Annotated in this window: 10 protein-coding genes and 1 other RNA gene; 10 read left to right on the top strand and 1 reads right to left on the bottom strand. The window is 64.9% G+C overall.

Annotated elements, in window-relative coordinates:
• Positions 1-51 precede the first annotated feature (51 nt).
• From CS006_RS08400 to CS006_RS11135, 7 genes are all read left to right on the top strand, one after another.
• Positions 52-2,859, top strand: coding sequence for an FtsK/SpoIIIE family DNA translocase (locus CS006_RS08400; RefSeq protein WP_100511375.1), 2,808 nt, complete (start codon positions 52-54; stop codon positions 2,857-2,859).
• 120 nt (positions 2,860-2,979) lie between these two features.
• On the top strand, positions 2,980-3,624 hold the full coding sequence (gene pgsA, locus CS006_RS08395) for a CDP-diacylglycerol--glycerol-3-phosphate 3-phosphatidyltransferase (protein WP_100511374.1): 645 nt from the start codon (positions 2,980-2,982) through the stop codon (positions 3,622-3,624).
• Between the two features lie 97 nt (positions 3,625-3,721).
• Positions 3,722-4,285 (top strand): CinA family protein, encoded by a 564-nt coding sequence (locus tag CS006_RS08390; protein ID WP_100511373.1) that lies wholly within the window; start codon positions 3,722-3,724, stop codon positions 4,283-4,285.
• 124 nt (positions 4,286-4,409) lie between these two features.
• The gene (locus CS006_RS08385; RefSeq protein WP_100511372.1) at positions 4,410-4,940 is read left to right on the top strand and encodes a helix-turn-helix domain-containing protein; all 531 of its coding nucleotides are present in this window, start codon (positions 4,410-4,412) and stop codon (positions 4,938-4,940) included.
• Between the two features lie 11 nt (positions 4,941-4,951).
• Positions 4,952-5,194, top strand: coding sequence for a DUF3046 domain-containing protein (locus tag CS006_RS08380; protein ID WP_100511371.1), 243 nt, complete (start codon positions 4,952-4,954; stop codon positions 5,192-5,194).
• Between the two features lie 198 nt (positions 5,195-5,392).
• Positions 5,393-6,508: a recombinase RecA gene (recA, locus tag CS006_RS08375; protein WP_100511370.1), complete on the top strand. Its 1,116-nt coding sequence runs from the start codon at positions 5,393-5,395 to the stop codon at positions 6,506-6,508.
• Positions 6,505-7,263: a regulatory protein RecX gene (locus CS006_RS11135; RefSeq protein WP_100511369.1), complete on the top strand. Its 759-nt coding sequence runs from the start codon at positions 6,505-6,507 to the stop codon at positions 7,261-7,263. The genes recA and CS006_RS11135 overlap by 4 nt, the downstream gene beginning before the upstream one ends.
• Positions 7,264-7,356: 93 nt before the next feature.
• Here the strand turns inward: CS006_RS11135 and rnpB are convergent.
• Positions 7,357-7,720: RNase P RNA component class A (gene rnpB, locus CS006_RS08365), an RNA gene on the bottom strand.
• Positions 7,721-7,875: 155 nt separating this feature from the next.
• Between rnpB and hpf the strand changes: the two genes are divergently transcribed.
• The 3 genes from hpf to trpD all read left to right on the top strand — a co-directional run bounded on the left by hpf (position 7,876) and on the right by trpD (position 12,920).
• Positions 7,876-8,538 (top strand): ribosome hibernation-promoting factor, HPF/YfiA family, encoded by a 663-nt coding sequence (hpf, locus tag CS006_RS08360; RefSeq protein ID WP_100511368.1) that lies wholly within the window; start codon positions 7,876-7,878, stop codon positions 8,536-8,538.
• Positions 8,539-8,777: 239 nt separating this feature from the next.
• On the top strand, positions 8,778-11,693 hold the full coding sequence (gene secA / locus CS006_RS08355) for a preprotein translocase subunit SecA (RefSeq protein ID WP_100511367.1): 2,916 nt from the start codon (positions 8,778-8,780) through the stop codon (positions 11,691-11,693).
• A gap of 174 nt (positions 11,694-11,867) precedes the next feature.
• The gene (gene trpD, locus CS006_RS08350) at positions 11,868-12,920 is read left to right on the top strand and encodes an anthranilate phosphoribosyltransferase (protein ID WP_100511366.1); all 1,053 of its coding nucleotides are present in this window, start codon (positions 11,868-11,870) and stop codon (positions 12,918-12,920) included.
• Positions 12,921-13,072: the final 152 nt, after the last annotated feature.

Genomic DNA, 13,072 nt, shown 5'->3' with positions numbered 1-13,072 from the left:
GGGCCGGCTTTGCCGGCCCGCGGTGTGAACGCGGTATTGTAGGTCATTGCTATGGCACAGAAATCATCCCCACGCTCGACCTCCGGACGGTCGACCTCACGAAAAACGGCGTCATCGGGCCGCGGTCGCACGAGTTCGACCTCGGCCATGCCCGACGACGAACCCGGGTGGCAGCGGGCCCTGCTGGCCATTCCCCGGGGGCTCGGCATGATGGTGCGCACCCTCACCGGCGTCGGCGAATTCGACCCGGCATACCGCAGGGACGGCCTGTGCTTCACCTTCGCCATATTCGCCGTGTTGTTCATCGCCAGCGAGTGGTTCCGGGTCAACGGCTTCATCGGCCGGGTGCTGCACGCCTTCGCCTCGTCGCTGTTCGGGGTCATGAGCGTGGTGCTGCCGGTGCTGCTGCTCATCATTGTCTGGCGGCTGCTGCGCAACGCAGGCCGCAACTCCGGCAACCCCCGCGTGGTGTGCGGATGGTCGATGCTGCTGTGGTCCGTCTGTTCGATCATCGACGCCGCCATGCTCGGCGACGTGGACGGCTTCAGCATGGCGCAGATACAGAAGGCCGGTGGACTGCTGGGCTTCATTCTCGGCTCCACCCTGTCGTGGGGCCTTTCCAAGGTGTTCGCCATCATCCTGTTCGTGCTGATGGCCCTTGCATCGGTGCTGCTGATAACCCGCACCCATGTGGCCGAGATACCCCAGCGCATCAACGACCTCGTGGCCGGCCTCACCGGCGTGCGCGAGGACGAGGACGCCGCCGCCGGACACGGCGACTTCCCCAACGAGGTCCGTGTCGGCGACGACACCATGGCCTTCGCCGAAGGAGTCCCCGCACACGACGGCTCCGATGGGGAACCCGGCGAGAACATCCCATGGTGGCGCCGCCTGTTCTTCGGATACCGGGGAAGTGACGGGCGCGAGGACGGCAAACTCGACGAGTACGCGGCCGACCGCGCCTTCGACAAGGCCGCAAGCACGCATGGCCAGACCGCCGAGACCTCGCTGGTCGACCGGCACGACGACCTGCCTCCGCACCGGCCCCGTGCCGTCGTCTCGAACGCGGCCGTGGTGCCTCCGACCATGCCGATGACCACGTCCTCTACATCCATGCCCGCGGTGGCCGCCGACCCCTGGGCCACCGCGCTCATGCCCACGGACGGCGGGACCATGCCTGCGGCTTCCCGCTCCGGCAATACCGGCGACGGGGGAGCCTCCCCGTCTTCGGGCGCGCCATCGCAGAAGGCCCCCGTGTCTTCGGAGCCATCGGCATCCGTGCCTTCGGCCGCGCACGCCGCCTCGCCCGTCCCGTCCGCCGACGGCGGCGAATACCATCTTCCCGATCTGGAACTGCTCAAGCACGGCAAGCCCCACGCCGCCAGGACGCCGGCGAACGACAAGGTCATCGCCGCGCTGCGCGACACCTTCGAGCAGTTCAAGGTCGACGCCCAGGTCGTGGGCTTCCTGCGAGGTCCCTCCGTCACCCAGTACGAGGTGGAGCTCGGCCCCGGAGTCAAGGTCGAGAAGGTCACCAACCTGCGTCGCAACATCGCCTACGCCGTGGCGAGCTCCGACGTGCGCATCCTCTCCCCGATACCCGGCAAATCGGCCATCGGCATCGAGATTCCGAACATCGACCGCGAGATCGTGCATCTCGGCGACGTGCTGCGCTCCGACAAGGCGAGAGGGGACCATAACCCCATGCTCGCCGGCGTGGGCAAGGACGTCGAGGGCCATTTCGTCACCGCCGACCTCACCAAGATGCCGCACCTGCTGGTGGCCGGCGCCACCGGTTCCGGCAAGTCCAGCTTCATCAACTCGATGCTGACCTCCATCATCATGCGCGCCACGCCCGAGCAGGTGCGCCTCATCATGGTCGACCCCAAGCGCGTGGAGCTGTCCGCCTATGCGGGCATCCCGCATCTGCTCACGCCCATCATCACCGATCCGAAGAAGGCCGCGCAGGCACTCGAATGGGTGGTCAAGGAGATGGACGCCCGATACGACGACCTGCAGTACTTCGGATTCCGCCATGTCAAGGACTTCAACGAGGCCGTACGGGCCGGCAAGGTGCATGCGCCCGAGGGGTCGAACCGCAAGGTCGCCCCGTATCCGTACCTGCTGGTGGTCGTCGACGAGATGGCCGACCTCATGATGGTCGCCAAGAACGACGTGGAAAGCTCCATCCAGCGCATCACCCAGCTTGCGCGAGCGGCGGGCGTGCATCTGGTGCTCGCCACGCAGCGTCCGTCCGTGGACGTCGTCACCGGCCTCATCAAGGCGAACATCCCCTCCAGGCTCGCGTTCGCCACGTCGTCCGCCACCGACTCCCGCGTCATCCTCGACACCACGGGCGCCGAAAGCCTCATCGGCCAGGGCGACGCGCTGTTCCTGCCGATGGGCAGTGCCAAGCCGCTGCGTGTACAGGGGTCGTGGGTTTCCGAATCCGAGATCCGCGACGCGGTCGATTTCGTCAAGACCCAGCGCAAGCCGCACTACCGCGAGGACATCGAGCAGATGGCCAAGGACGCCGAGAAAAGCGCCGTCGAGCCGGACGAGGAGATCGGCGGCGACATGGACGTGCTGTTGCAGGCCGCGGAGCTTGTGGTCTCCTCGCAGTTCGGATCGACGTCCATGCTGCAAAGGAAGCTGCGCGTCGGATTCGCCAAGGCGGGCCGTCTCATGGACCTGCTCGAGTCGCGTGGCGTGGTCGGGCCGTCCGAGGGCTCGAAGGCCAGGGAGGTGCTCGTCCAGCCGCAGGACCTGCCCCAGGTGCTGGCGTTCATCAAGGGGGAGACCCCGTCGCTGACGCCGTCGGCTCCGGCATCGCCGGAGGCGGGGACGGGGGCCGAATAGGCCCCGGGTCTTCTTGGCGCTTTCCCGGCAAGGGCATGGTATGGCCATGCGGTACGCTTGGGAATCGCATAACGGTGTTCAGGATAAGCGGCCGCGCATCCGTGCGGCAAGGAGTATTTGATGTCCGAGAGCAATGATTCGGAAAATGTGAGGCATTCGCTTCTGGAAGGATGGAACACGCCGGCGAATCTCGTCACCTTCGCGCGTATCATCCTCGTGGTGGTGTACATCGCGCTGACGGTGCTGGCCGGTCCCGAGGGACACGCGGACCTGACGCTGCGATGGGTCGCCGCGGTGCTGTTCATAGTGGCGGCAAGCACCGATAAGATCGACGGCTACCTCGCCCGCTCTCGCAACGAGGTCACCGAGCTCGGCAAGCTGATGGACCCGATCGCCGACAAGCTGCTCATGTGCTCGGCCCTGATCATCTTCGCCGCGTTCGGCGAATTCGCATGGGCGTGGCCGATCACCATCCTGTTCCTGATTCGCGAGATCGGCATCACCGTCATGCGGTTCTTCGTGATGGAGCGGCCCGGCGGCAAGGTCATCGCCGCCGCGTGGCCGGGCAAGCTCAAGACGGTGTTCCAGTCCGTCTCGCTGTCCATGTTCATGGTGCCGATGTGGTCGCTGTCCGGCGTCATCGCTCCCGGCGTCGACTGGGCGACGTGGTACTACGGCCTTGCCTATGTGCTGCTGCTTGTGGCCCTGGTGCTGTGTCTGTATTCGGGCTATGTCTATCTGAGAAACACGTTCGGACGTCGCTGACCGTCCGTTCACGATCGTCGCCGCGTCGTATGACGCGGTGATTTGCATATCCGCCGTCTTGCGGCGCAGGATGGGTCGCGGAAGAAAGGGGGATGCCATGGCCGATCGCGGCAACGAGGCGTCGAGGGACTATCACGCCGCCAGGGTCCTGTCGCTGTGCGAGCGGCGGGGGCTGTTTATCGCATGTGCCGAATCGCTGACCGGGGGACTGCTTGCCGACGCGTTCGTAAGGGTTCCCGGCGCCTCCAGGGTGTTCCTCGGGTCGGCGGTGACGTACGACATCCACGCCAAGGCCGGCGTGCTGGGTGTCGACGAGCGGCTGCTCGACGCCGAAGGGGCGGTGCATCCCGAGGTCGCCCGGCAGATGGCGAGGGATACGGCGAGGCTGTATTGCACGCGCCCCGAATATCGGGGGCGCGTGATCGGACTGTCGACCACCGGGGTGGCCGGCCCAGGGCCGGACGGCGACAAGCCCGCCGGCCTGGTGTACATCGGTCTGTGCGTGCCGACGGACGTGGAACATCGCGGATACATGCTCGAATCGCGGGAGCTGCGTCTTCAGGGCTCGCGCGAGGATGTCCGGCGCGCCACGGTCGGCAGGGTCGTCGCGGCGCTGCTGGAACGACTGGACGGCGTCGACTGCGGCGACACGTGCGTGTAGCACATCGAGCCGTTCTTGTTGTGAAGTGTGTCACATTTGCATCGCACAGCGGAATAAACGGGAGCCGGTCCGGTTGAAGCATGTAGGGAAACGAGGAACGTTAGGGTTGGACAAAGGAGCGAATATGACGGCTACGGCAACGCGATACGACAACGAGACGAAGACGGTCGAGCGGGCCGCGGTGGCCATGCCCGACGGCAGGGCCATGGCGCGCAACCTCACGCCGGCGCAGAAGCGTGCGGTGGCGTTTGCGCAGCAGCAGATTCTTCGTGCGAGGGCGGCCCGTAAGGCCAAGGACGACCGTCAGGCGGCTCTGAGCCGCATGTGGGCGAACGCCGACCGTGAGGACGGCGTCGCCGACATGGCCAACGAAGCCGAGCGTACGCGCGTGGTCTCCGGGGACGAAGGCCAGATTTCGCTGCGCAAGGTGATTGGCGAGGTGCTGCGGTCGCTGCGCACCAAGGACCACAAGACCCTTCGCGAGGTCAGCGGCAAGGCCGGCGTGTCGCTCGGCTATCTCTCCGAAGTGGAGCGCGGGCAGAAGGAGGCCAGCTCGGAACTGCTGGTATCCATCACGCAGGCCCTCGGCGTGAGGCTTTCCGACATGCTGGTCATGGTCGCCGACCGCGTGCGCGAAGTTGAGGCCAACGACTAGTTTCGTCTGCTGTGCAGGAACGAGAATTTTGGCAGCTGCTGGAGGAGGTGTTCGGCCGGTCCTACGGCCGGAGCCTCTCCCGTGATCAGAGTCTGGATGCGTTGGATTCCATGACCGTCGTCGAGGCGCTTGGCGCCGGTGTCGAGCCGCGCGTGGTATGGAACGTGCTGTGCGACCATATGGATGTCCCCGATGCCCGTCGATGGGGGAGCGGGCACAATGCCCCGCCCATGCCGCCGAAGTCATGGCGGTGATTTTCGGCGTGTCGCATTTCTTCGAACAAATGTTCGAGTATAGTTGCTCTCGGAGATAGCGGGATGTTGCGCGCAATGCAACATTGATCATGTTCGATTAAGGGTGGCACGTTTTTCCACATTTTCCGCACGACTGGCATTCGCCATGCATGCGGGCTTACCGTGGAAGTCCGGGTACACCGACGCAAGGAGCAAGTGATGGCACAGCAGAAGAAGCAGCAGGATTCCCCCGAACAGCTCGCCGCACGAAGGCAGGCGGCGCTGAACACCGCGCTTGCGCAGGTCGAGAAGAGCTTCGGCAAGGGGTCGGCGATGCGACTGGGCGACAAGCCCGTGCAGACCGTCGAGGTCATTCCCACCGGGTCGTTGGCGCTTGACATGGCGCTGGGCATCGGCGGCCTTCCCAAAGGCAGGATCGTCGAGGTCTACGGTCCCGAATCATCCGGAAAGACGACCCTCGCTTTGCATGTCGTGGCCAACGCCCAGAAGAAGGGCGGCGTGGCGGCGTTCATCGACGCCGAACATGCGCTCGATCCCGAATATGCCCGCAAGCTCGGCGTCGACACCGATTCCCTGATCGTCTCCCAGCCCGACAATGGCGAGCAGGCGCTGGAGATCGCCGACATGCTCATCCGTTCGGGCGCGCTCGACATCATCGTCATCGATTCCGTCGCGGCGCTGGTGCCCAAGGCGGAGATCGAGGGGGACATGGGCGACAGCCATGTCGGCCTGCAGGCCAGGCTGATGAGCCAGGCGCTGCGTAAGATGACCGGTGCGCTCGCACAGGCCGGCACCACCGCCATCTTCATCAACCAGCTGCGTGAGAAGATCGGCGTGTTCTTCGGATCTCCGGAGACCACGACCGGCGGCAAGGCACTGAAGTTCTATGCATCGGTCCGTCTCGACATCCGACGAATCCAGACATTGAAGAACGGCGATGAGGCCGTCGGCAACCGCACGAAGGTCAAGGTCGTGAAGAACAAGATGGCGCCGCCGTTCAAGACGGCCGAATTCGACGTGCTGTACGGCGAGGGCATCTCCCGTGAGGGCTCGGTGCTCGATATGGCCCTGCAGAGCGACATCGTCAGGAAATCCGGCTCCTGGTTCACCTACGATGGCGACCAGCTGGGGCAGGGGCGCGAGAAGGTCCGCCAGTTCCTCAAGGACAACCCTGCCCTCACCGACGAGATCGAGCACAAGGTCAAGGTCGCATTCGGTGTGGAGAAGCCGGACCCCGATGAGGCGGACGAGGCCGTCGGCGCCTCGGGAGTCGCCGATGCTTCTGCGGATGCGACGGAGGACGTCAAGGCATGATATCCGCGGAGGCGTTTCTTCGCTCCCATCCCACGCCGCCGCATCCCTCCGGGAGCGGCGGGACGACGGACGGCGCACCTGTGTGCGACGAATCCGCGGAGACCACGTCCCGCAAGTCGGCCGGGGCCTCGCATGAGTTCCCTCATGGGTCGCCGTCATATCCTGCGACGCGTCGTGGGGCTTTGGGCCAGCGGGCGGACAGAAGACCGCGACGCGGGGGATTCGGCGCACGCGGCCGGACCTCGGGAGCCGACGGTCCACGGGATCCGGCCGACGAGGATGCCTGCCGAGAGGCCGCGCTGACCTTGCTGGACTATGCCGCGCGGTCGTCCGCCGCCCTGGCCGAACGTCTCAGCCTGAAAGGCTATGACGCCGAGGTCGTCGACATCGTCGTCGGCAGGCTCACCGAGCTCGGTCTCATCGACGACGAGGCCTATGCGGCCTCCGTGGTGCGCTACTGCATCGCACGCCAGATGGGCCGCTCCGGAACCTTGCGGGAGCTTTCCCGCAAGGGTGTGGGCAGGCAGGTCGCCATCCGGGCCGTGTCCGAGGCCGACGGGCGGGGCGCGTTCGTGGAGTCCGCATATGAGCTGGGCCGCAAAGTGGCCGCAAGAACCCGCGGACTTGACATGCGAAAGCGTCGGCAGCGCCTATGGGGCGCCGGTGGACGCAAGGGGCACAGTCCCAATCTGATTCGTCAGGTGGCCGACGAGCTGTTCGTGGAGGGTGCGGACGATGCGGACGGCATGGACTGACCGGCGTCTCAGCGCCTGAAGGCGAATCGCCGAAGTCGTTCGGAGCCCCGTGAATCCGGCGCCGTCGCGATTCACGGGGAGGAACGGGAAGAAGAAACGAGACCCCCGGTACCCCGGGTTCTGTCGTATGGAGGAACCATACGGATGACCATCCATCTCGACCTGACGTTGCCGTCAGGCTCCAGCAGCCTACCCGAAGGCACGGGCGAGCAGCCCTTGACGCCTTCTGCTTGGCCTTGCTCCCGATGAGGCTTGCCATGCGACTTCCGTTACCGGTCGTCCGGTGGTCTCTTACACCGCCGTTTCACCCTTACCCGGCCGGGCCGGGCGGTCTGTTCTCTGTTGCGCTATCTCTCAGGTCGCCCTGGGCGGACGTTATCCGCCATCGTGCTCTGTGGAGCCCGGAAGTTCCTCAGTCCGCGCGGATGCGCCGGACCGCGGTCATCTGGGGGTCTCGATGGATAACCATAGCAGTTATGGTGAACACGAGTTTTCATATCGCTGAATTCCACAAAAATACGACAACGTCGGCTAGAATCGGAAGTAGCTTTTCGGCGAGGTTGCCGATTGGTGTCCACAGCGGTGGCAAACCGCTTGATAAAGGAGGTCCACATGGAAATCGTCGTTACCGGGCGTCACACTCAGATCAAGCAGCGGTTCCGTGATGTCGTCGAAAACAAGATGAATCGTGTGACCGCAATTGCTCCAGACGCGCAGCGTGCTCAGATTGTGGTGACGCATGAGGGAAATCCCCGTCAGGCGGATACCGCGAAGCGAGTCGAGATCACGGTCATCGCAGGCCGTACCGTGGTGCGTGCGGAGGCCTCCAGCGCCGACGAGTTCAGCGCGCTGGATCTGGCGCTGGACAAGCTCACGCTGCGTCTGCGCCGTTCGAGGGACCGTCGCAAGGACCACCGTCGCGGCTACACGAACCCGCAGCCGGTCGACCTCGGCGTCGTCGAGCCGCCGGCCGTGGAGGAGCCCGCCGTCGACGAGCCGAGCAACAGCCCGGCCGACGCCGTCGCCGGAGACCTCGGCCCCGGCGAATCGGTGGAGGTCCAGGTCGGCGACACCCCGATCGTCATCCGTCGCAAGCTGCACATCGCCGAGCCGATGAGTATCGACGAGGCCCTGTACGAGATGGAGCTCATCGGACATGACTTCTTCTTGTTCGTGAACAAGGAGACCGGACGCCCGTCCGTCGTCTACCACCGTCACGGCTGGAGCTACGGCGTATTCGAGATCGATACCCCGGAGAACGTCAAGAAGGACTGATCCGGTCGATGTCGAATCGTCGCGCACGCCATATGCGTGAACTGGATGCCCTCGGAAAACCCGAGGGCATCCTCATATGCGGGGACGGGGGCCGAAGGCCCCGCGTCCCCGTCGTCTTTTCGACAAAAACATCGCATAATCATTGAAATTCATCGCAATCGCGTACTATGTATACTGTTTGTGCCTGAACAGGGTTATCGTTCGGGCCGAAGGCAACGTCATAGTTGAGGAGATAACTCGTGGTAAACGTTCTGGACAAGGTCCTGCGTATCGGCGAAGGGCACCAGCTTCGCAAGCTTCAGTCCGTGGCGGAGGCGACCAATGCCTTGGAGGACACCATCTCCGCCCTGTCCGACGAGGATTTGAAAGGGCAGACCGCCAAGTTCAAGCAGCGTATCGAGAACGGGGAGAGCCTCGACAAGATCATGCCCGAGGCGTTCGCCACGGTGCGTGAGGCGTCCAAGCGCACGCTCGGCATGCGTCACTTCGACGTGCAGCTCATGGGCGGCGCCGCCCTGCATTGGGGCAACATCGCCGAGATGAAGACCGGCGAGGGCAAGACCCTGGTCGCCACCCTGCCGAGCTACCTCAACGCGCTCGAGGGCAAGGGCGTCCACGTCGTCACCGTCAACGACTACCTCGCCAGCTACCAGAGCGACCTGATGGGCCGCGTGTTCCGCTTCCTCGGCATGACCACCGGCTGCATCATCACCGACCAGAAGCCGGCGGAACGGCGCAAGCAGTACGCCGCCGACGTCACCTACGGCACCAACAACGAGTTCGGCTTCGACTACCTGCGCGACAACATGGCGTGGGAGAAGTCCGACCTGGTGCAGCGCGAGCACCATTTCGCCATCGTCGACGAGGTCGATTCCATCCTCATCGACGAGGCCCGAACCCCGCTCATCATCTCCGGCCCGGCCGAAGGCGACGTGACGCGCTGGTACCGTCAGTTCGCCAAGCTGGTGCCGAAGCTCAAGCGCGACGAGGACTACGAGGTCGACGAGAAGAAGAAGGTCGTCGGCATCCTCGACCCGGGCATCACCAAGGTGGAGGACTACCTGGGCATCGACAACCTGTACGAACCGAGCAACACCGCGCTGATCGGTTATCTGAACAACGCCATCAAGGCAAAGGAACTGTTCCTGCGCGACAAGGACTACGTGGTGCAGGGTGGCGAGGTGCTCATCGTCGACGAGCACACGGGCCGCATGCTGCCCGGCCGCCGCTACAACGAGGGCCTGCACCAGGCCATCGAGGCGAAGGAGGGCGTCGAGGTCAAGGCCGAGAACCAGACCTTCGCCACGATCACCCTGCAGAACTATTTCCGCATGTATGACAAGCTCGCCGGTATGACCGGTACCGCCGAGACCGAGGCCGCCGAGTTCATGAACACGTACAAGCTCGGTGTGCTGCCCATCCCGACGAACCGCCCGATGATCCGTCAGGACAAGGACGATCTCATCTACCGCACCAAGAAGGAGAAGCTGACCGCCATCGTCAAGGACGTGGCCAAGCGTCACGCCAAGGGCCAGCCGGTGCTGCTCGGCACCGCCTCCGTCGAGTCCTCCGAGGTCGTCTCCTCGCTGCTCGACGTCGCCGGCATCCCGCATCAGGTGCTCAATGCCAAGCAGCATGCCAAGGAGGCCGCCGTCGTGGCCGTCGCCGGCCGCAAGGGCGCCGTCACCGTGGCCACCAACATGGCCGGTCGAGGCACCGACATCATGCTCGGCGGCAACGTCGAGTTTCTCGCCGACCAGAAGCTCAAGGCCCAGGGCTATTCCTCCGAGGACACGCCCGAGGAATACGAGAGGCTGTGGCCCGAGACCCTTGCCGAGGTCAAGGCGCAGGTCAAGGACGAGCATGAGGAGGTGAAGAAGCTCGGCGGCCTGTACGTGCTGGGCACCGAGCGTCACGAGTCCCGCCGAATCGACAACCAGCTGCGCGGACGTTCCGGCCGACAGGGAGATCCGGGCGAGTCCCGCTTCTACCTGTCGCTCGAGGACAACCTCATGCGCCTGTTCAACACGCAGCTTGTGGCCCGCGTGATGGCCAAGGGCATGCCCACCGGCGAGCCCATCGAGTCCAAGAGCGTCTCCAAGGGCGTGCGCAACGCGCAGAAGGCCGTGGAATCGCGTAACTTCGAGATTCGCAAGAACGTGCTCAAGTACGACGACGTGATGAACAAGCAGCGTACCGTGGTGTACGCCGAGCGTCAGGCCGTGCTCAAGGGCGAGAACATCGACGAGGACATCAAGCGCTTCCTGTCCGACACCGTCGCCTCCTACATCAAGGGAGCCACCCGGGGCAGCGACAAGCCCGCCGAGTGGGACCTCGAAGGGTTGTGGAAGGCCCTCGGCCAGATGTATCCGGTCTCGCTCGACCTCGATGACGTGAAGAAGGAGCTCGAAGGCCTCAAGGCGGAGAAGGCCTCTGCCAAGCTGCGCGAGCTCATCGTCGAAGACGCCGAGGCCAAGTACGCCGAACTCGAGAACGTGGCCGGCTCCGCCGCCATGCGTCAGCTCGAGCGCCGCGTGGTGCTCGCCGTGCTCGACCGCAAGTGGCGTGAGCACCTCTACGAGATGGACTACCTCAAGGACGGTATCGGCCTGCGTGGCATGGGTCAGCGCGATCCGCTCACCGAATACCAGCGTGAGGGCTACCAGATGTACAACTCCATGGTGGAGGGCATCAAGGAGGAATCCATCCAGCTGCTGTTCCATGTGGACATCCAGCAGGTGGCGCGCACCGAGGACCTGAGCACCGAGTCCGACGAGGACCAGGCGGTGGCCGAGGCCACCCAGCAGCTGTCCGAGGACGGCGATAAGCCGGCCGCCGACGAACTCGAGACCTCCGCCCCCGCGGACCCCGACACCGAGGACGAGGACGCCGACGAGGCCCAGGCGGCCGAAGACGGCACCGAGGACGAATCCGGCGAGGCCGAGCCGGTGAAGACCGAGATGGGCAGCGTGACCGGGCCGAAGCCGATCAGCCACGCCGAAGGCAAGGTCCCCGCCTCCAAGCGTCCGAAGAGCGAGGAGCTTCACGCCCCCGAGGCCGACGGCCGCACCTTCCCCGGCACCGGCAGGAACGCCCCGTGCCCCTGCGGCTCCGGCAAGAAGTACAAGCTGTGCCATGGCAAGAACGAGAAGTGACGGCATGTGACCCGGCCGCGGCCGGAGCATAGCGTCAGGCGTCCTGCGGAGAATTCCGCAGGACGCCTTTTCGCATAGTGGGATATTTCGTCCGGCGCGGGGACGCCGTAATGACGACTCGCTACAATGGCAGCGAATCTACAGCAGGCGATTCTTTCGCCAAGGAGGAATATCATGGCCGAGCCATTCACGTGGAAATCAGTGCTGAACAAGCTGGTGCAGGGGGAGCACCTGACCGCCGCGGAAAGTGAGTGGTATGTCGACGACCTCATGAAGGGCCAGGCCAATGCCGCCGCCGTGGGCGCGGTCCTGGCCATGCAGCAGCAGCTCGGCCTGACCCCCGAAGAGGTATCCGGCGCGGCCAAGGCCATGGTGTCGCATGCCGTGCCGCTCAACGTCTCCGGAGAGACCACCGACATCGTCGGCACCGGTGGCGACGGCTTCGCCACGGTCAACCTGTCCACCATGGGCTCCGTCGCCGCGGCCGCGGCCGGAGTCAAGATCGTCAAGCACGGCAACCGCGCGGCCTCCTCGAAGTGCGGCGCCGCCGACGTGCTCGAGACGCTCGGACTGCCGTTGGACCTGACGCCGGAAGCCGTCGGTGAGGTGGGCGACGAAGTGGGCATCACCTTCGCGTTCGCCCGCACCTTCCACCCGGCCATGCGATTCGTCGGCCCGATTCGCGCCGCACTCGGCATCCCCTGCGTGTTCAACGTGCTGGGACCCCTGACCAACCCGGCCAGGCCCGCCCACGTGGCCATCGGCTGCGCCAGGCGCGAGGTCAGCCCGATCATGGCCGCCGTGTACGCCGCCAACGGCCAAAGCGGCATGGTCTACACCTCGCACGAGGGCATGGACGAACTTGCCCCCACCGGCCCGGTCTCCGTATGGGAGATTCGCGACGGCAAGGTCGTCGAAACCGAGTTCGACCCGACCGTGGAACTCGGCCTCGCCAAGATCGACGTCAGGGATCTGAAGGGCGGCGAACCCGAGGTCAACGCGACGGCGTTCCGCGACTTCGTCGACGGCAAGGACATCCCCTCCCGCAGCACGGCGCTGCTCAACGCCGCCTCCGCAATCGTGGCGGACGGTCATCTGGTCGGTGACGGCACGCTTGCCGAGCGCTTCCGCGAGGCATATGCACTCGCCGAGAAGACGGTCGATTCCGGCAAGGCGGCGGAACTGCTCGACAAGTGGATTTCCACGGCGGTCTCCAAGAAGGCCTGACCGCACGACTATGGAATAGGGTTTCCGGAGAGTCGGTTTCCGGTTACGGGGTTCCCACCATTATCCCAATGGCGGGAACCCCGTCGTATATGAAGGTGTGTGATGTATACGCCGATAAAATACCAACCGATTGGTAAGTTTTTCGGCGTGTC

Origin of the sequence: Bifidobacterium primatium, from assembly GCF_002802875.1 — a bacterium.
Taxonomy (GTDB): domain Bacteria; phylum Actinomycetota; class Actinomycetes; order Actinomycetales; family Bifidobacteriaceae; genus Galliscardovia; species Galliscardovia primatium.
This window is presented reverse-complemented; position numbering and strand designations above follow the sequence as displayed.

Bases quoted from the DNA above. Each gene is read 5' to 3' on its own strand.
- CS006_RS08400 (WP_100511375.1), top strand. From the start codon at position 52: ATGGCACAGAAATCATCCCCACGCTCGACCTCCGGACGGTCGACCTCA.
- CS006_RS08390 (WP_100511373.1), top strand. From the start codon at position 3,722: ATGGCCGATCGCGGCAACGAGGCGTCGAGGGACTATCACGCCGCCAGG.
- CS006_RS11135 (WP_100511369.1), top strand. From the start codon at position 6,505: ATGATATCCGCGGAGGCGTTTCTTCGCTCCCATCCCACGCCGCCGCAT.
- trpD (WP_100511366.1), top strand. From the start codon at position 11,868: ATGGCCGAGCCATTCACGTGGAAATCAGTGCTGAACAAGCTGGTGCAG.
- recA (WP_100511370.1), top strand. From the start codon at position 5,393: ATGGCACAGCAGAAGAAGCAGCAGGATTCCCCCGAACAGCTCGCCGCA.
- hpf (WP_100511368.1), top strand. From the start codon at position 7,876: ATGGAAATCGTCGTTACCGGGCGTCACACTCAGATCAAGCAGCGGTTC.
- CS006_RS08385 (WP_100511372.1), top strand. From the start codon at position 4,410: ATGACGGCTACGGCAACGCGATACGACAACGAGACGAAGACGGTCGAG.
- pgsA (WP_100511374.1), top strand. From the start codon at position 2,980: ATGTCCGAGAGCAATGATTCGGAAAATGTGAGGCATTCGCTTCTGGAA.